Genomic DNA, 18,379 nt, shown 5'->3' on the forward strand with positions numbered 1-18,379 from the left:
TTGCGCGCGATGAAACGCAATGAACCGATACGAGTCATGCATGGAGACACTGATGAGCTATTTGCCGAACCGCCTGAACGACAGGCCTGGATCCTCTTCACGGCGGCGTGCCGCGGCGGGAGCGCTGCTGGGAGCGGTCGCGCTGGCGCTGGCGGGAGTGGCGCACGCGGCGTACCCGGAGCGTCCCATTACCCTGATCCTGCCGGTTCCGCCGGGCAGTTCGTCGGACATCGCCGCGCGGGCGGTGGCGGCGGAGGCATCGAAGACGCTGGGCCAGACCGTCGTGGTGGAAAACCGCGCCGGGGCGCACGGCGTGATAGGCATGCAGGCCGTGCGCGGAGCGCGGCCCGATGGCTACACCATAGGCGTGGTCAACGTCGGCACGCTGGCCGTCACGCCCGAACTGTTCACGCGCAAGCCCTATGACCCGGTGCGCGACTTCAAGCCCATCACCCTGGGCTGGTCCTTCCCCAGCGTACTGTTCGTGCCGGGCTCGTCGCCCGTCAAGACGGTTGCGGAACTGGTCGCTGCGATCAAGGCCAAGCCGGACAGCTATGCCTCGCAAGGCCCGGGCAGCGGCGGGCATCTGCTGGGCGAGCAGTTCCGCCTCCAGACCGGCGTGGACGCCACCCACGTCCCGTACAAAGGCTCGCTGCCCGCCCTGCAGGACGTGATGGCGGCCCGGGTCGCCTTCAGCTTCGACGGCGCCAGCCTGGACAAGGCCCAGTGGGTCAAGGAAGGACGGCTGCGCGCCATCGCCATCGCGGCGCGCAATCGTTCCGAATTGTTCCCCGGCGTGCCCACCATGCGGGAAGCGGGGTTTCCCGGCGTCGAGATGGACATCTGGTTCGGCCTGGTCGGCCCCGCCGGGTTGTCCGACCCCATCGTGCACGTATTGAACGCGGCGTTCGTGAGTGCACTCAAGACCGCCCAGGCGAACAACCAATTGCAGGGATTCGAGGTCTATGCGACCTCGCCCCGGGAGTTCGCCGAACGCATCGCCGCCGACGTCGCGCACTTCGCGCCCATCGTCAAGCAATCGGGCGTCCAGGTCGAGCATTGAGACCTGCGGCCCTACAGCAGCATGCCGCCCGACACCTCGATGCGCTGCCCCGTCATCCAGCCGTTGCCGGGCCGCAGCAGCGCCGCGACGGCGCCGCCGATGTCGTCGGGCAGGCCGGCGCGGCCCTGCGCCGTCACCGATGCGACAAACTCGTTGAGGGCCTGGTTGTCCCGTACCGCGCCGCCGCCGAAATCCGTTTCGATCGCGCCGGGCGCGATGGCGTTGACGGCGATGCCGCGCGCCCCCAGCTCCCTGGCCTGGTAGCGGGTCAGCACCTCGATGGCGCCCTTCATCGCGCCGTACGCGGCATACCCCGGCAGCGCGAAGCGCGCCAGCCCGGACGATACGTTCAAGATGCGGCCGCCGTCGGCGATCAGCGGCAATAGCGCCTGGGTGAGGAAAAACGGACCCTTGAGATGGATGGCCACGAGCTCGTCGAACTGCGCTTCGCTGGTTTCGGCGAAACTGGCATGGATGCCGATGCCGGCATTGTTGACGAGGACATCGAACTGTTCGCGCTGCCAGGTTTCCTGCAGCGAACGCCGCAACGTGGCCGCGAAGGCGCCGAAACTGCCAGACTGCGAAACATCCAGGGGTAGTGCGACGGCACGGCGGCCCAGCGCTTCGATCTGGCTAACCACGGCCTGCGCCTCGTCGGCGCGGCTGCGATAGGTCAGCACCAGGTCGGCGCCGTCGCGCGCCAGGTGCAGCGCCGCATTGCGGCCCAGGCCGCGGCTGCCGCCGGTGATGAGGGCGATACGGGGAGTCGAGGCATTCATTTGGCTTCCTTGCAGATGGTGTGGAGACGGAAGCACTTTAATAAAGCACAATACCGAGAAAAACCACCAAGATAGGACTTCACTGTCCGAATTCAGTTGACAATGGACCTGGACGCCCTCCGCATCTACCTGCACGTCGCCGAAACCGCCAGCTTTACCCGCGCCGCGGAGCGGCTGGGCCTGACCCGTGCGCGCGTCTCGGCAGCGGTGCAGCGGCTGGAGACCGAACTCGGCACCCGCCTGCTCCAGCGCACCACCCGCACCGTCCAGGTAACCGACGACGGGCGTCTGTTCGCAGAGCGGGCCCAGGCGCTGGTGGCCGATGCCGACGACGTCCAGGCGCTGTTCCAGCGCCAGCCCGCCGCCCTGCGCGGCCGGGTGCGCGTGGACATGCCGCTGCTGCTCGCGGCGCGCGTGCTGCTCCCGCGCCTGCCGGAGTTTCTGGCCGTCCATCCGCACATCGAGGTGGAGCTGAGCAGCACCGACCGCCGTGTGGACCTGGTCCGCGAAGGATTCGACTGCGTCATCCGGATCGGCATGCTGCAGGACTCGGGGCTGATCGCCCGCTCTCTCGGCCGCATGCGGCAGATCAACCTGGCCTCCCCCGCCTACCTGGCGGCCTTCGGCACGCCCCGGACGCTGGCGGATCTGGGCGGGCACCGCCTGGTCCGCTATTCGGCCGACCTCGGCGGCGGGCCGGCCGGCTTCGAGTATGTCGAAGACGGCCAGCTGCGCACCCAGCCCATGGCGGGCATGGTCACGGTCAATACCAGCCTGGCCTACGAAGCGGCCTGCCTGGCCGGCCTGGGCATCATCCAGGCGCCCGTCCAGGGCCCCAGGGCGCAGCTCGTCGCCAGCGGCCAGTTGGCGGAATTGCTGCCGCAATGGCGGCCGCCTTCCCTGCCGGTGACGCTGCTGTATCCGCATCGCCGGCAGGTGCCGCGCCGGGTGCAGGCCTTCATGGATTGGGCGGCCGAACTGCTGGCGCCGGAGCTGGAAGCGGGATGAGCGGCACGCCGGCCACAACGCCGGCGCAAGGCTCAAGCCCGGGAATCGACGCCCGGCCGTTCCGCGGCGCCCTCTTCGCCCCCTTGCAAGGCAACGCGCGCAGCCGGCGCCTGCCCTTGCCTGTCCTCGCCGAAGTGCACCACCATTTGCGGATACGGCACTTCGATGCCCGCTTCGGAGAAATGCTTCTTCACCAGCCGGTTGTAGCCGCGCTGCACGGCCCACTGCATGCCCGGCCGGGTCTTGATCAACACGCGTATGGTCACGCCCTTCTCGTTGACGGCGGTCACGCCGGGGATGGAGATTTCCTCGAGGATTTCCGGAGCGAGGATCTCGTCGGTCATCAATTCGGCAAACGCGCCGCGCAGGTGCGCCATGGCATCGTCCACGCTCTCGCGGTGCGAGATGGTGTATTCGCCCAGGTGGTACGAGAAGTCGCGCATATGGTTGGAGACCACCTCCACCGATGAGAACGGGACCAGGTGGTAGCCGCCGTCGAGCGTGCGTATGCCCACCGACCGGATGGTCATTTTCTCGACCGTGCCGAACACGCCCGCCACCTGCACGACGTCGTTCTCGTTCATGCCGTTCTCGAGCTGGATGAATACGCCGGTGATGATGTCCTGCACCAGCTTCTGCGCGCCGAAGCCGACCGCCAGGCCGACCACGCCGGCGCCCGCGATCAAGGGCGCGACGTCTATGCCGATCTGCGACAGGACCACCATCGTGGTCATCGCCACGATGACGATCAGGGCCGCGTTGCGGAACAGCGAAAGCAGCGTCTTCTCGCGCGCGCTGGGCATCGGCCCGCCTTCCTTGAGGCTCAGGCGGTGCTCGATGATGCTGGCCACGACGGTCCACGCCAGGGTGGCGATCAGCAGCACGATCGCCACGTTGACGGCGGTGCCGATGGCGCGCGATCCCGCATCCGAAGTGATCCAGCGCGCCAGGTCGAATGCGTGCCAGCCGTCCAGGATCACCAGCAGCGCCATGACGCGGATGGCCAGGCCCAGCAGCTTGAGCGCCGCCGGCACGTAGGAGTTCAGCCGCGCCTCCAGCATGGGCAAGCGCCGGCGCGTGTCGTCGGACAGGCGTATCGGCCGGGCCAGCAGGGAGTTGAGCACCAGTACCAGCAAGGCCGCCACGCCCGCGACCAGGACGGTCTGCAGCGTGGCCTTGACCATGAATGGCAGGGCATTGGCCGGATCGACCTGGCTGACCACCAGCAGCACGGTGAAATAGGCGATGCCCAGGATGTGCCAGGTGCGCGCCAGCAGGCCCGGGCGGCGCAGCAGCGCGGTATCGCTGCGGGCATGCTCCTCCATCCGTTCGCGCACGTTTCGGCGGTTGCGCCAGATCACGCGCACCGCGTACACATAGATGCCCAGCATGATCAGCAGGCCCACCATGCGGCCCAGCGCGGGCGACAGCAGGGTCGACGCCAGCGGGTCCACCAGCATGGTGCCGTAGCCGGCCACTGCAGTGATGAACACGATGCGTCCATTCCAGTAGCCAGCCGTCTCGTCCGAGACGGGCAGCAGCCGCAGGTGCGGGTGGCGCGTGGCGAACACGGTGCGGATCAGGACCTTGGTCATCTCGACGGCCACGAAGGCCTTGAGGAAGACCGCGGCAAGCACCGGCAGCGCGCCCCGGCCGGGGCCGAGGTAGGCCGCCACGGCATATCCGGCCGCGGCCGCCAGCAACACGACGACGGCGTCGATGATCACCGCTCCGACAATGGCCACGGCACGCCGGCACAACACTTTCACCCCCACCGGCACTCCCTCGGGCGTGGCGGTGGCCGCGCGGCCCAGGCTGGCGACCCAGCGGTCGATGCGCCCGTAGATCCACAGCGCGACCAGCCGCATCAGCACGAAAGCGGCGATTGCCGCGGCCGCCACGGCGGCCAGGCCGAGCAGGACGCCGGCGGCCTGGCCGGCGGGCATGCGCGGCAATTGGCCGCTCGCAATGGCCTTCATGTCGTCGACGCCCTCTTCGACGTCGGTGGCCAGCCCGGCCAGGAAACGCTCCACGCCGTCGGCCAGGCGCGTGCGCAGGGGCGCGGAATCCTCGCCGGCGCGCCGGGGCGCCGGCCGCGCCGCCGCCTGCGCAGCCGGCGCGCGGGCCCGCAACTGCTCGATCAGGGCCTCGCGGGCCTTGGGATCGTCCAGCAGTTCCGCCAGCGCGGCGGGCGTCAGCGCCGGATGGTCGGCCGGCGCGGCCTCGGCGGGCGCGGCGCGGGCGGCGCCCGCGAAAAGCCCCAGAGCCAGCGACACCGCCAGCAGCAGGGCTGCCAGCCAGGGCCTCGACGGCCCGCGGTGCCAGGGTCGGGCAGCGCGGATCGAATGAAAGAACATGCATATCGGTGCTGTCGCTGGGTGCTGCGCCACTCGCGGGCCTCCTTGGTCGAACGATGGAAAAAGTCCCACCGAGGGTAAAACACGCAGCCGGCCATGACAAATCGCCTCCCAGGCGGCGGCGCCGCACCCGGACCCGCGCGGCTGCGGCAAACCGGCACTTGAACACTTGCCCAAACAATGGAAACATGGCGCGTTACCTTGCCTGCCCACGGAGCACGACCGTGTCCGACATGACCCGCGACCAGGCGCTGCACGCAGCGTCCGACATCGTCAACCGCGCCCGCGCGGGGCTCGCCCCGCGTCCAGAGATCGTCTCGTTCTTCGATGAAGCCACCTTCACCGCCAGCCACGTCGTGCGCGACCCGGCCAGCGGCCACTGCGCCATCATTGACAGCGTGCTCGACTTCGACATGGCCAGCGGCCGCACGAGCCGCGCCTGCGCCGACACCCTGGAAGGTTTCGTGCGCGCGCAAGGCTGGGACGTCCAGTGGCTGCTCGAAACCCATGCCCATGCCGACCACCTGTCGGCAGCGCCGGTGCTGCAGGAACACCTGGGCGGGCAATTGGCCATCGGCCGCGACATCACGCGGGTGCAGGAAACCTTCGGCAAGATCTTCAATGCCGGCAGCCGCTTCGCCCGCGACGGCAGCCAGTTCGACCATCTGTTCGCCGACGGCGAACGCTTCGGCATCGGCGAGCTGGAAGCCATTGCCCTGCACGTGCCCGGCCACACCCCGGCCTGCATGGCCTACGTGATCGGCGACGCAGTCTTCCCGGGCGATACCCTGTTCATGCCCGACTACGGCACTGCGCGCTGCGATTTCCCCGGCGGCGATGCCCGCACGCTCTACCGCTCGATCCGCCGGCTGCTCGCGCTGCCCGAGGCCGCCCGGGTCTTCCTGTGCCACGACTACCAGGCCCCCGGGCGCGACCGCTATGTCTGGGAAACCACCATAGGCGAGCAGCGCCGCGGCAACATCCACGTGCACGAAGGCGTATCGGAAGACGATTTCGTCGCCATGCGCGAGGCCCGCGACGCCACGCTCTCCATGCCGCGGCTGATCCTGCCCTCGGTCCAGGTCAACATGCGCGCCGGCCACCTGCCCGAGCCCGAGGACAACGGCGTGCGCTACCTGAAGATCCCGGTGGACGCGCTGTAACCGGCACCCTGCCCGGCAGGCTGTCGCTGCCGCCCGCCGGCGCCGAATCCTTTTCGCCGTTCCGATCTGTCGGAAAAACCACGGGAACCCGTCTTCGCGACCGGCTCCCGAAGGTTTTCTATTGCCTCCAGACATGAAGCGAGATATTGTTTTGACTATCTTAAAACATATCTTACGACATATAAATGGCTGTTCCCTCTACCGATACCGGCGCCGGCCGACAACTGCCGGCGCTATCCCCGCGCCGCCTCGCGCTGGTCATGCTGCTGGTCACCGGCGCGCTGTTCATGGAAATCCTGGACGGCACCATCATCACCACCGCCCTGCCCGCCATGGCGCAGAGCTTCGGCACCTCGGCCATCGCGCTGAACATAGGCGTCAGCGGCTACCTGCTTGCTCTCGGCGTGTTCATTCCCGTGAGCGGCTGGGTCGCCGACCGCTACGGCGCGCGCCGCGTCTTCGTTGCCGCGATCGCGCTGTTCACGCTTGCGTCCGCGCTGTGCGGCATGGCCGACGACCTGCCCACGTTCTTCGTCCTGCGCATCCTGCAGGGCATCGCCGGGGCGATGATGGTGCCGGTCGGCCGGCTGGTGGTGATGAAGTACACCCCCAAGGCCAGGCTCATGGCCGCCATGTCGGCGCTGGTCTGGCCGGCGCTGGTCGCGCCCGTGCTGGGCCCGCCGCTGGGCGGTTTCATCACCGAGCACTTCGGCTGGCGATGGATTTTCTACCTTAACGTACCGCTCGGCGTCATTGGCCTGGCCGCGGCCTGGATGATCATTCCCGGGGTCGCCGAACCGGCGCGCCGCCGTTTCGACCTGCGCGGCTTCCTCCTGTGCGGAACGGCAACCTTCTCGTTGCTGTTTGCCCTGGAGCAACTGGTCGACCGCCTCGATGCGCCGAGCCTGGCCCTGCTGGCGGCGGGCATCGCGCTGCTGGCGTTGTCCATCCGCCACCTCGCGCGGGCGCCGGAGCCGCTCATCGATCTGCGCTCCTGGCGCATTCCGACCTTTCGCGCCTCGCTGCGTGGTGGCTCCCTGTCGCGCATGGCCATAGGCAGCGCCCCCTTCCTGCTGCCCTTGATGTTCCAGGTCGGATTCGGCTACGACGCCTTCCGGTCGGGCCTGCTGGTGCTGGCGGTGTTCGCCGGCAACCTGGCGATGAAAGCGGTCACCACGCCCGTCCTGCGGCATGCCGGCTACCGTCCGGTCCTGGTCTGGAACGGCCTGCTGTGCGCCCTCAGCATCGCTGCCTGCGCGCTGCTGACGCCCGGCACGCCGCTGGCCGTCACGCTGGCGCTGCTGTTCGTGGGCGGCGCGGCCCGTTCCATGCAATTCACCGCGCTGAGCACGCTGGCCTACGCCGACGTGCCCAAACCGCAGATGTCGGACGCGAACGGATTGTTCACTACCATTTCGCAGCTCAGCATGGCGGCCGGCATCACGCTGGCCGCGCTCGGCATCCGTGTGGGCCACCTCATCGCCGAGCGGTTCGAATTGACCGGCGCCGGCATGGGATACCGCATCGCCTTCCTGATCGCCGCGGCGGTCTGCGTGCTCGGCATCATCGACGCGCTGCGCCTGCCCGCCCAGGCGGGCGACCATTTCGTTTCACGCGCGGCCTGAAGGCGAGGCCCGGGCCGGGGCTCACCTCAGCGCACCGGCAGGAAAGAAAACAGCAGCAGGTTCTGCGCGTAGTTGATGCCGATGCGGCGCGTATTCTCGCCCAGCAGGTTCGCCACCAGGTCCAGCCGGCCGATCAGCGCGCCGAACTCGCGCTCGAAGCTCAGGTTCGCCTGCTCCGGCGTCCACTCGTTGGCCAGCAGCAGCAGCGTGCCGCGCGCATCCTTGCGGGTGTTGAGCAGCCAGGCGGCGGCCTCGACATTGCGCGCGGCGTTGTAGACGCGCTGGCCGTCGAGCAGGTCGAACGCGAAGAATCGCGTCTTGCCGTCATGTGCCGCGATGATGGTATCGGCCAGGCCGTAGATGAAGGCCGCGACCCGGTCGCCCTGGTAGGAAGGGTCGAGCGATACGGCCAGGACTTCGACGTCGCGCAGCCCCGCCAGCCCGGCCGGCGGCGTGCGCGCGTCGATGGAGCGGCGCACCGCCTCGGCGGCGGCTTCCAGGTCCGGCTGGCCGGCCTTGCGCCATTCGCGCGGATTGCGCTTGTACAGCTTGGTCATCAGCGACATCAGGCCGGCCAGGTTGTCGCGCATGGAGATGGTCAGCGTCCGGTTGAAATCCGTCTGCACGACCTGGTCCGAGGACATCTCCTCGGTGCCGCCAGCCTCGTAGCCCGGGCGAGGCAACGCCCTGTACTGGGCGCAGCCGGCCAGGATGGCGCATGCCACCGCGGCCGCGCCTGCCATCCTGATAGGGACCATGCGCCATCCATTCTTTGCACTGGGGCGAGGATAGCGCATTGGCGGCCGGCGGGCAGCGGCGGCTACAGCCCCGTCTGGCGCTTGACGGCATCCTCGTGCAGCGACTCGTTCAACTGATCCACCACGATGGCCCACGGCGCATCGGCCTGCAACTGCTCGGCCAGGAACTGGCGCTGCCCGGCGTTCCAGTACGGCGCCTCGGCGATCTGCACGTCGGCCGGCAGCTGATGGGATTTGATGAAATCGGCGATGGCCTGTTCGCTGGCATCCAGGCCCAGTTGCAGGAACAGGTTGGTCATGCGGACGACGGCGTTGTTCATGGCGGCTCCTCTGGCAGTAGATAATGATCAAGAGTATCAAACGGGCGGTTTGCCGGCACGTCCGGCAGCGGCGCGGGTCACGGCGGCCGGGCGCGCGGCAGCCCCGCGAACACCCCGATGGGCAGCGCCGAGCCTTGCACGCATGCGACCAGGCCGTGGCCGGGCTCGGCCTCCACTACGTGGCCGCCGGTGAAATCCGAAAACGCCGGCAGGACCGTCATTCCCTCCCTCAGCCAGAACGCCGGCCAACTGCGCGGCACCCCGGGCAGGCGCGTGCGCGGATGCACGTGGCCGGCGACCACATGGCGGCCATGTGCATCGGGCTCGGGCAGGTGGCGAAACAGGAGGGGACCGTCGCAGCAGGCCTCTCCCAGTCCGCGCATGCCGAGCGCGGCGGGCGCCAGGGCGCGGTCGTGGTTGCCCGCCAGCACCGCCACCTCGAGCCCGGCATGCGCCTGGCGCCATCGCAGCCAGGCGTCGCGCCAGCCCGCCTGCGCCGCCGGGCCATGCAGCACGTCGCCCAGGATCCAGACTTCGCGCGCGGCCATGCGCGCCGCCAGCTCCGCCAGGCGCTGCAGATCGTCCTGCGTGCCGCCGCTCGGCACGGCGATGCCCGCCCGGCGAAAGACATGGCTCTTGCCCAGATGCAGATCGGCGATGATCAAGCGCTTGCGCGCGGGCCAGAACATGGCGCGCTCGCCCAGCAGCACGACGGGTTCGCCGGCCAGCTCCAGCGCCAGCGCGCTCTCAGACGATCCGGGCATAGCGCTTCTCCAGTTGCGCGGCGGCGCGCTGGATGCGCGCCTGCCAGGTCTCCGTGCTGAGCTGCCCGCGCAGGCTCTCCGACCACAGGGGAAATGACAGCGGCGTCAGCGCGGCAGGCTCGCGCAGCGCGAGTTCCCTGCCCTCGCAATCGCGCAGCGCGGCGGCCAGTCTCGGCGCCTCCAGCTGGAACGCCAGGGCTTCCCGCTCGGCCTGCGCCAGCAGCAGGTGGTCCGGGTCGTAGCGGCGCAGCACGTCGTACAGCAGGCCGCTGGAAGCCTGCACCTGGCGCATCGCGCGCGCGGCCCGCCCCGGCAGCGACGGCGTCAGCAACCCGGCGACGCGGGCGATCTCGCGGAACTGCCGACGCGCCAGTTCGCCCAGGTTGACGCCTTCCCGCAGGTCTTCGGCCAGGTTCCGGACGCCGAGCAGTTCGCGCAGCAGCGCCGCGTCCAGCGGCGCCGGTTCGGCCAGGGTCAGCATGAGGCCATAGTCGTTGACGGCATACGAAAACGTATTGGCCTGCCGCCGCCCCCACCGCAGCGCCATCGTCGCCGCCAGGCCTTCATGCACTGCCCGCCCCGCAAACGGGTATACGAACAAGTGCATGCCGCGCCGCGTCGCGATGCGCTCTGCCACCAGGCGGCCCGGGCCGGGCAGCGCGCTGGCCCGCCGCTGGATGCGCAACAAGGGTTCGGCCATGCGCATTTCGGGATGATCGCCGGGGTCGGCGCACAGACTCTCCACTTCGCGCGCCAATTGCGTGGACAAGGCCATGCGACCGCCCTGCCAGGTGGCGACCGGGCCGTCGCCGCCCTTGGCCCGCCGCACGTAGGCCGTCATGTTTTCCAGCCGGGCCAATTGCAGCGTGCGGCCGGCGAACTGGAAACGGTCGCCCGGCCGCAGGCGCGCCAGAAAGCTTTCCTCTACGGATCCCAGCCCTCCGCCTCGCAGATACTTGACCGACACCGCGCCATCGGCGGCGATGGTGCCGATGGAAAGCCGATGGCGCAACGCGATCCGGCGGTCGTGCACCCGGTACCAGCCGTCGGCATCGCGTTCTACACGCCGAAACTCGGGATAGTTGGACAGCGCCTGGCCGCCCTGCGCGATGAAATCCAGCACCGCCCGCCAGCTTGCCGGATCGAGCCCCGCATAGGCATGCGTGCCGAGCACCTCCCGGTACAGCGCATCCGCCTCGAACCCGCCGCCCAGCGCCAGCGTGACCGCATGCTGCGCGAGCACGTCCGCACAGTCGCGCGGAGCCGGCCTGGACTCGATCCGGCCATACGCGATGGCCTGCCGGGCCGCGGCATATTCGATCAACTCCAGCGCATGGGTCGGCACGCAAGTGACGTGACCGGATTCGCCCGGGCGGTGGCGGGCGCGGCCGGCGCGCTGCAGCAGCCGCGCCACGCCCTTGGGGCTGCCGACCTGCAAGACTTGGTCGACTTCCGGGAAATCCACCCCGAGATCCAGGCTGGAGGTCGCCACTACGCAGCGTATCGTTCCGGCGCGCAGGCCTTGTTCGGCGGCGGTCCGCAGCGCCGGATCCAGCGAGCCGTGATGCAGCGCCAGCGTGGCCGGATCTTCCGGCCAGATCGATGCCAGCGCGCGATGCCAGAGTTCGGCCTGGGCGCGCGTGTTGGTGAACAGCAGGCTGGCGCGTACTTCGAACAGGCGCTTGAACACCCGCGCCAATTGGGAGAGGCCCAGATGCCCGGCCCAGGGCAGCGCCGCGCCCTTGCCTTCCGGCATCAGCGTAGACAGCGTCATCCGCCTGGGGCGCGCGCCCGCCACCAGGGCGCCCTGCGGCGCATGCGGCAACAACACCTCGCGGGCTTGCTCCAGATTGCCGAGCGTGGCCGACAGGCCCCAGATACGCACCTGCGGCGCGAGGCTTCGCAGCCGCGCCAGGCCGAGCTGCAGCAGCACGCCGCGCTTGTTGCCCAGCAGCTCGTGCCACTCGTCGACCACGATGCAGCGCAAGGTGCGAAAGCGCGGCGCGGTATCCGCATACGACAGCAGCAGCGCCAGCGACTCGGGCGTGATCACCAGCACGTCGGCCTTGCCCTGGCGGGCCAGCCGCCTGTCCCGCGCGCTGGCATCGCCGGTGCGCAAGGCCACGGTCCAGGCCAGCTCCAGGCCTTGCGCGGCCTGGTCCAGGGCGCGGACCGTATCGGCGGCCAGCGCGCGCAGCGGCGTCACCCACAGCACCCGCGGACCGGCGTCCGCGACCCAGCCGGCCTGCCCGGATTCGGCCAGCGCTTCCAGCATGGGGCCGCCGAATGCAGCCAGCGTCTTGCCGCTGCCCGTGGGCGTGTGCAGCAGCCCGGACTCGCCCGCCAGATAGCGCCGCCAGGTCTCGCGCTGGAATGGCGCGGGCTTCCAGCCCCGCGACGCGAACCAGGCCGCCAGCGGCGCATCCCGACCCGGCGACGGGCGATTCATCGCGCCAGCGCCTTGAGCGCATCGAGGCGGTCCGCCTCGGCGGCCGGCTTGTCGTGCCGCCAGCGCAGGATGCGCGGGAAACGCACGGCGACGCCGGACTTGTGGCGCCTGGAAAGATTGACCCCCTCGAAGCCCAGTTCGAACACTTGGACCGGATCGACCGCGCGCACAGGTCCGAAGCGCTCGCGCGTGTGGGCGCGCAGCCAGCGGTCCAACGCCAGGATTTCCTTGTCGTCCAGGCCGGAATAGGCCTTGGCCACCGGCACCAGCTCGCCGTCCTGCCATAGACCGAAGGTGTAGTCGGTATAGAGCGTACTGCGCCGCCCATGGCCCGGCTGGGCGTACAACAGCACCGCGTCGATGGTCAGCGGGGCGATCTTCCATTTCCACCAGTCGCCGCGCCGCCGTCCGCCCTGGTAGGCAGCGCCGGCACGCTTGAGCATGAAGCCTTCCACGCCCCGCTCGCGGGAGCTTGCGCGCAGCGCCGCCGCCTCTTCCCAATCCGGCGCCGCGACGAGCGGCGACAGCGCCAGCCGATGATCGGGATGCCGCAGCAGCAGCGCTTCGAGTTCGCGGCGGCGTTCGGTCTGCGGCAGTTCCCTCAGATCGGCGCCATGGAGTTCGAGCAAATCGTAGGCCAGCATGCGCACCGGCGCATCGGCCAGCCATCGGGTGCCGGGCTTGAGGCGCTGGATGCGCGTCTGCAGGGCCGAGAACGGCATCGGCATGGCCTCCCCTTCCCGCCAGGCCAGCAGCTCCCCATCGAGCACGCAGTCGGCATCCAGCGCCGCCGCCACGGCCTCGATCTCCGGAAAGCGCCCGTCCAGGCGCTCCTCGCCGCGCGACCACAGCGCCACCTCGCCATGGCGCCGGATCAACTGGGCGCGTATGCCGTCCCACTTCCACTCCAGCAGCCAGTCCTCGATCGGCCCCAGTCCGGCGGGCTCGCCCTCCAGCGGCGAGGCCAGAAAAAACGGATAAGGCTGCTGCCGGTCGCCGGGCAGGTCTTCCGCGCTCAACAGATCGCGCAGGAACGCCGGGCTGGGCGTCCATGCGCCCAGCATGCGCTGCGCGATGCGCGCGATCGGCACGCCCGAGAGCTCCGCCAGCGCCTGCTGCACCATGCGCTGCGACACCCCGACGCGCAGCGCGCCGGTCAACAGCTTGTTGAACACCAGCCGCTCGTCGAACGGCAAACCCAGCCAGGCCGTGACGACCACGCTGCGCCGCTCGGCCTCGCCGCCGTTGGCGACCGGCAGCATGACTTCCTCGATCCACTCCGCCAGCCCGCGCTCGGGCGCGGGCCGTGCCGGGTCGGGCACCAGCAGCGCCAGCGTCTCGGCCAAGTCGCCGACCTGGGCATAGCTGGCATCGACCAGCCATGGCGCGGTATCGGAAGCCTCGGCGACCCAGGCCCGCAACTCGCCCACGCCGGCGATCTTGCGCCGGGCGGTGCTGATCTTGCCGCCCGCCAGGAGATACAGCGCCCAGGCGGCATCGCGCGGCGGCGCCTCGCGGAAATACGCCGCCAGCGCGGCGCGCTTGTCCAAGGTCGCGGTGGAGCGATCCAGTTCCTGGTAGAGCGCGGCGAATCGCTTCATGGCTTTGCCTTCGCCGCGCCGGCCGGCGCACTGCTAATCGTCTTCGCCATATTGCGTGGCCAAGGTCTCGGCTGCCAGGCCTGCTTCGTTCAAAGTCCGCACTAGCGCATCGGTATCGCCGTGCGTGGCGATCACCCGGCGCGCGCCGGTCTCGCGTATCGTGCGCAGCAGGTCCGGCCAATCCGCATGGTCGGACACCACGAAGCCCCGGTCCATGTTGCGCCGGCGCCGATTGCCGCGCAGCCGCATCCATCCCGAGGCGAAGCCCTGCTGCGCCTTGCGGAACCGCCGCAGCCACGCGCTGCCCGCGGCCGAGGGCGGCGCCAGGATCAGCTCGCCGGCAAAGCCCGCATCCGCCGCGCCGGCATCCGCAACCAGCCGCGTGTCGGCCATCGCGATGCCGCAGCCGCGGTAGACCTCCACCCCCGCCGCGATGGCCCCGTGCAGGTAGACCGGACGATCCAGATGCGGCGCGAGTTCGGCCAGCAGCCGCTGGGCCTTGCCGAGCGCATAGCAATAGAGGATCGCGGCTTCGCCGCGCTGCGCGCAATGGTCCCGCCACTGCGCGATCTCGCCGGCCACCTGCGCGCAATCCGGCCAGCGGTAGATCGGCAGGCCGAAGGTCGCCTCCGTGATGAAGGTATCGCACGCGACCACCTCGAAAGCCGCGCTGGTGGGATCCGGCTGGCGCTTGTAGTCGCCCGACACGACCCACACCTGTCCGTCGGCCTCGATGCGCACCTGCGCGGATCCCAGCACGTGGCCGGCGGGATGCAGGGACACGCGGGCATCGCCCAGGACGAATGGCTCGCCGTAATCATGCGGGCGAAAGTCCTGCTCGCCCAGGCGCCAGCGCAGCACGGGCAATCCTTCCGCGCTGGTGTGATAACAGCCCATGCCCGCATGCGCGTGGTCGCCGTGGCCATGCGTCAGCACGGCCGCGGCCACGGGGCGCCAGGGATCGATGTAGAAGCGCCCGGCCGCGCAGTAAAGGCCTTCGGGGCGCAGTTGCACCAGGTCTTGCATGGACGGCGGATCTCCCATCGGGCTGCTGCATGAGGTCCAGGCATGAAGGACGCATCCTCGCAGCAAACTATATGCCCATGCGAGTCGGCCGAATCGAGTCCGGTCCCGCGGACCTGTATAGGCCCGGCCACAACCGTTACCAAGATTCTTCCGTCCCCCGTGCTCGGCCGTGCGAGCACGGTCTTCCATTCACGTCGGATGGAATCACTTTGTTTAAAGCCGAAACGGGTTGGCGCCGAATCGCCGTGTATGTTGCATCAACCAACGCGGCCGGCCCCCATGCGGATCGGCTCTCGTCCTCAGGCCGCGGCTCATCCTGATTCTTTCTTCCAAGTCCGCAGCCATGACTGGACCCTCCTCGCCCCTCGCCGATCCCGCCCTCTCGAAGCTGCGCGCCATCCTTCGCGATCTGCCCCGGGATACCTATGCGCTGCTGCATGACCTGATCGATTCAGGATGCGCGGACCTGCCCTGCCCCGGCGCGGGCCGCACGCTGGCGCGCTGGCAAATGCTGGCCGAAGTCGCCCGGCACGACCTCGCGCTGGCCAAGCTGTACGAAAGCCATGCCGACGCGCTGGCCATCCTGCACGAGCTGGGACGCGATGCGCTCGCGCCGCGCGGCGGCCTGTGGGCGGTATGGTGCGCGGAGCCGCCCGACAGGCGCGTGCGCGTCGTCCCGTCCGGAACGGCAGCCGATGCGGTCCGGCTCCACGGCACCAAGGCCTGGTGCTCCGGAGCCGCGCATGTCGGCCACGCGCTGCTCAGCGCCTGGGACGCCGACGATCGGCCTGTGCTGGTTGCGGTCCGGATGGACCGGCCCGGCGTTCGGGTCACCGGGGAAGGCTGGCATGCGGTGGGCATGGCGGACACCGCCAGCGTGGACGTCGTCTTCGATGCGGCGCCGGGCTGCCTGGTAGGCGGACCGGGCGCCTATGTCGAGCGCCCCGGGTTCATGCACGGCGCGGCGGGCATAGCGGCATGCTGGTACGGGGCGGCGCAAGCCATAGGCACGCGGGTGGCGCAATCAGTGCGGCAGCGGGAAGACGATCCGCATGCGCTGGCCCATCTCGGCGCCATCGACGTGGCGCTGGCCCAGGCGCGCGCCCTGCTGCGCGCCGCGGCGGCCGAGATCGACGCCCGAGACGGGCGCGACGCCTGTGCGCATGCCGTCCGGCGCGCGCGGCTGGCCGTCGAGGCGGCCGCGGAAACCGTGCTGCGGCGCGCGCCGCGCGCCGTCGGCGCCGGGCCCCTATGCAAGGACATCGGCTTCGCGCGCCTGATGGCCGACCTGCCCGTGTTCATCCGCCAAAGCCACGCCGAGCGCGACCTCGCCGCACACGGGCACGCCGTTTCCCAATCCGGCCAGGACGCTGCATGGACGCTCTGAACCGCCGCGCCATCGTGGGCAGGGGCACGCCCGAAGCGGCCTGGCAAACCTGGCTGCGCCGCCACCCCTTGCGCGCGGCAAGCGCCGCCGGCCTGGTCCGCGCGGGAGCCGCGCTGCACGTGGTCGCGCCGCACCCCGACGACGAGATACTCGGCTGCGCCGGCATCATGCGGCAGGTCTCGCGCCTGGGCATCGCCGTCCAGGTCTGGGCTGTCACCGATGGCGAAGCCAGCCACCCCGGGTCGCCAAGGTGGCCGGCGGACAGCCTGGCGCGGGCGCGCACCCGCGAAAGCGAACAAGCGCTGCGCCGGCTCGGCATAGACGCGCGGCGCGAACGCCTCGGCCTGCCCGACGGCGGGGTCGCCACCCACGAGACGGAACTGGCGGCGACACTGGGCGCACGCCTGCAGCCGGGCGACACCGTCATCGCGCCATGGCGCCTGGACGGCCATCCCGACCACGAAGCCGTCGCCCGGGCATGCCTGCGGGCGTCGAAAATCCGCGCATGCAGGCTGCTCGAAGTCCCCATCTGGGGCTGGCACTGGGCGGAACCGGCAAACGGCGGATTCCCGTGGCGGCGAGCGGCGGCCATCGCGCTGGACGCCGCCGACCGCCAGGCCAAGGCCGACGCGATCCAGGCATTCCGCAGCCAGCTGGAACCCGACGCGGATACCGGCAACCCGCCCATCCTGCCCGATTTCGCATTGGCGCGATTGCAGCGCACTTTCGAAGTGGTGCTGCAATGACGGACTTCGAAGCCTTGTACCGCAACCATCCCGATCCGTGGTCGGTCCGCAGCGCGTGGTACGAACGCCGCAAACTCGGCCTGCTGATGGCGGCGCTGCCGCGCGAACGCTATCGCTGCGCGCTCGAACTCGGCTGCGGCACCGGCCAGGCCACGGTGGAACTGGCCGCGCGCAGCGATGCCGTGCTGGCGGTGGACGGCGCTCCGACCGCGGCGGCCCGGTGCCAGGAGGCCCTCGCGCAGCGGGGCACGATCAACGCGCGCGTATACCTGCTCGACTTGCCCGGGCAATGGCCGCTGGCCGCCGGCGCCGCCGTCGATCTGATCGTGGTTTCGGAGCTGGCCTATTACTTTTCCGACGACGCGCTGCGGCGCTTCATCCAGTGCTGTTCGCGTTCGCTCGCCCCGGGCGGGGACTGGGCCATGTGCCACTACACCCTTCCCTTCCACGACCGGCTCCAGGACACCGCGCGCCTGCACCGCGCAGTGGACGATACCGCCGGGCTGCGCCGCATCGTCACCCACGACGACGCGCGCTTCCGCCTGGACATCTGGCGCAAACACGAAGGAGCCGCCCCATGATCGGCGTCTGCATCCCCGCCCACAACGAGGAAGAGGACATCGGCCGGTGCCTGGCCGCCATGGCCCGCGCGGTGCGCCACCCAGGGCTGCGCGGAGAGCCTGTGGAAGTCGTGGTGGTCCTGGATGCCTGTTCCGACCGCACCGCGGCGCGCACGCGCGCCTGGCCGGTAACCGCGATCGAGACAGCCTGCCGGAACGTCGGCCTGGCGCGCGCGGCCGGCGCTCGCCGCCTGCTCGACGCCGGCGCCAGATGGCTGGCCTTCACGGATGCCGACACGGTCGTGTCGGAAAGCTGGCTCGCCGACCAGCTCTCGCTGCAGGCGGCTGTCGTCTGCGGCACCGTGGAGGTCGGCGACTGGACCGCCCACGGCCCCTATGCCGAGCTCGCCCGCAACGCCTTTCTTTGCGCCTATCAGGACCGCGACGGACACCGCCACGTCCACGGCGCCAATCTCGGCATCGATGCCGCGGCCTATCGGCGCATCGGCGGCTTCCAGGCACTGGCCTGTAGCGAAGACCAGGCCCTGGTCGACAAGCTGGAGCGCGCCGGCGTTCCCATCGCCTGGACCGCGTTGCCCCGCGTCGTCACCAGTGCACGCCCCTTCTCGCGCGTCGCAGGCGGATTCGCCTGTACGTTGCGGCGCGCGTGGGAGCAGCAGTCTCCGCGCCCCCAAGCCATGCTGGAACCCGGCGAAGCCTGAGCAGGGCTCGCAGGCGCGCACATGGGGATCAGCTCAACCGGCGGGAGACCA

16 protein-coding genes are annotated in these 18,379 nt (G+C 70.1%); 8 read left to right on the plus strand and 8 right to left on the minus strand.

Annotation, left to right across the window (positions count from 1 at the left end):
* The first annotated feature begins 52 nt into the window (after window positions 1-52).
* Window positions 53-1,063, plus strand: a complete 1,011-nt coding sequence (locus PIGHUM_RS12540) for a Bug family tripartite tricarboxylate transporter substrate binding protein (protein ID WP_160142250.1) — start codon at window positions 53-55, stop codon at window positions 1,061-1,063.
* 11 nt (window positions 1,064-1,074) lie between these two features.
* Here PIGHUM_RS12540 and PIGHUM_RS12545 read toward each other — a convergent pair whose 3' ends face one another.
* Window positions 1,075-1,842 carry an SDR family NAD(P)-dependent oxidoreductase gene (locus PIGHUM_RS12545; RefSeq protein ID WP_124079934.1) on the minus strand — a complete coding sequence of 256 codons (768 nt, stop codon included), beginning with the start codon at window positions 1,840-1,842 and terminating at the stop codon, window positions 1,075-1,077.
* A 96-nt stretch (window positions 1,843-1,938) separates the two neighbouring features.
* On the opposite strand from PIGHUM_RS12545, the gene PIGHUM_RS12550 reads away from it, so the two are divergent.
* Window positions 1,939-2,850: a LysR family transcriptional regulator gene (locus PIGHUM_RS12550; RefSeq protein WP_124079935.1), complete on the plus strand. Its 912-nt coding sequence runs from the start codon at window positions 1,939-1,941 to the stop codon at window positions 2,848-2,850.
* A gap of 32 nt (window positions 2,851-2,882) precedes the next feature.
* Here PIGHUM_RS12550 and PIGHUM_RS12555 read toward each other — a convergent pair whose 3' ends face one another.
* A complete protein-coding gene (locus tag PIGHUM_RS12555) occupies window positions 2,883-5,207 on the minus strand; it encodes a mechanosensitive ion channel domain-containing protein (protein WP_124079936.1) in 2,325 nt (774 codons plus the stop codon).
* A 224-nt stretch (window positions 5,208-5,431) separates the two neighbouring features.
* Between PIGHUM_RS12555 and PIGHUM_RS12560 the strand changes: the two genes are divergently transcribed.
* Window positions 5,432-6,370 (plus strand): MBL fold metallo-hydrolase, encoded by a 939-nt coding sequence (locus PIGHUM_RS12560; RefSeq protein WP_425466719.1) that lies wholly within the window; start codon window positions 5,432-5,434, stop codon window positions 6,368-6,370.
* Window positions 6,371-6,555: 185 nt separating this feature from the next.
* The gene (locus PIGHUM_RS12565) at window positions 6,556-7,995 is read left to right on the plus strand and encodes an MFS transporter (RefSeq protein ID WP_124079937.1); all 1,440 of its coding nucleotides are present in this window, start codon (window positions 6,556-6,558) and stop codon (window positions 7,993-7,995) included.
* 26 nt (window positions 7,996-8,021) lie between these two features.
* Here PIGHUM_RS12565 and PIGHUM_RS12570 read toward each other — a convergent pair whose 3' ends face one another.
* The 6 genes from PIGHUM_RS12570 to PIGHUM_RS12595 form a co-directional block, all read right to left on the minus strand.
* Window positions 8,022-8,753, minus strand: a complete 732-nt coding sequence (locus PIGHUM_RS12570) for a hypothetical protein (protein WP_124079938.1) — start codon at window positions 8,751-8,753, stop codon at window positions 8,022-8,024.
* Between the two features lie 62 nt (window positions 8,754-8,815).
* On the minus strand, window positions 8,816-9,073 hold the full coding sequence (locus PIGHUM_RS12575; RefSeq protein WP_124079939.1) for a DUF2789 domain-containing protein: 258 nt from the start codon (window positions 9,071-9,073) through the stop codon (window positions 8,816-8,818).
* Window positions 9,074-9,150: 77 nt separating this feature from the next.
* A complete protein-coding gene (gene pdeM, locus PIGHUM_RS12580) occupies window positions 9,151-9,837 on the minus strand; it encodes a ligase-associated DNA damage response endonuclease PdeM (protein ID WP_124079940.1) in 687 nt (228 codons plus the stop codon).
* Window positions 9,821-12,286 (minus strand): ligase-associated DNA damage response DEXH box helicase, encoded by a 2,466-nt coding sequence (locus PIGHUM_RS12585; protein WP_124079941.1) that lies wholly within the window; start codon window positions 12,284-12,286, stop codon window positions 9,821-9,823. Before PIGHUM_RS12585 ends, pdeM begins: the two co-directional genes overlap by 17 nt.
* The gene (locus tag PIGHUM_RS12590) at window positions 12,283-13,887 is read right to left on the minus strand and encodes an ATP-dependent DNA ligase (protein WP_124079942.1); all 1,605 of its coding nucleotides are present in this window, start codon (window positions 13,885-13,887) and stop codon (window positions 12,283-12,285) included. Before PIGHUM_RS12590 ends, PIGHUM_RS12585 begins: the two co-directional genes overlap by 4 nt.
* A gap of 33 nt (window positions 13,888-13,920) precedes the next feature.
* On the minus strand, window positions 13,921-14,913 hold the full coding sequence (locus PIGHUM_RS12595) for a ligase-associated DNA damage response exonuclease (protein ID WP_124079943.1): 993 nt from the start codon (window positions 14,911-14,913) through the stop codon (window positions 13,921-13,923).
* 343 nt (window positions 14,914-15,256) lie between these two features.
* On the opposite strand from PIGHUM_RS12595, the gene PIGHUM_RS12600 reads away from it, so the two are divergent.
* Genes PIGHUM_RS12600 through PIGHUM_RS12615 form a run of 4 tightly spaced genes read left to right on the plus strand, consistent with a single transcriptional unit; the run spans window position 15,257 to window position 18,328 of the window.
* The gene (locus PIGHUM_RS12600) at window positions 15,257-16,300 is read left to right on the plus strand and encodes an acyl-CoA dehydrogenase family protein (RefSeq protein WP_124079944.1); all 1,044 of its coding nucleotides are present in this window, start codon (window positions 15,257-15,259) and stop codon (window positions 16,298-16,300) included.
* A complete protein-coding gene (locus PIGHUM_RS12605) occupies window positions 16,288-17,046 on the plus strand; it encodes a PIG-L deacetylase family protein (protein WP_124079945.1) in 759 nt (252 codons plus the stop codon). The genes PIGHUM_RS12600 and PIGHUM_RS12605 overlap by 13 nt, the downstream gene beginning before the upstream one ends.
* Window positions 17,043-17,627 carry a class I SAM-dependent methyltransferase gene (locus tag PIGHUM_RS12610; RefSeq protein WP_124079946.1) on the plus strand — a complete coding sequence of 195 codons (585 nt, stop codon included), beginning with the start codon at window positions 17,043-17,045 and terminating at the stop codon, window positions 17,625-17,627. The genes PIGHUM_RS12605 and PIGHUM_RS12610 overlap by 4 nt, the downstream gene beginning before the upstream one ends.
* Window positions 17,624-18,328 (plus strand): glycosyltransferase family 2 protein, encoded by a 705-nt coding sequence (locus PIGHUM_RS12615; protein ID WP_124079947.1) that lies wholly within the window; start codon window positions 17,624-17,626, stop codon window positions 18,326-18,328. Before PIGHUM_RS12610 ends, PIGHUM_RS12615 begins: the two co-directional genes overlap by 4 nt.
* The last annotated feature ends 51 nt before the right edge of the window (window positions 18,329-18,379 follow it).

The sequence above is a fragment of the Pigmentiphaga humi genome (genome assembly GCF_900606115.1).
Classification (GTDB): Bacteria; Pseudomonadota; Gammaproteobacteria; order Burkholderiales; family Burkholderiaceae_B; genus Pigmentiphaga; species Pigmentiphaga humi.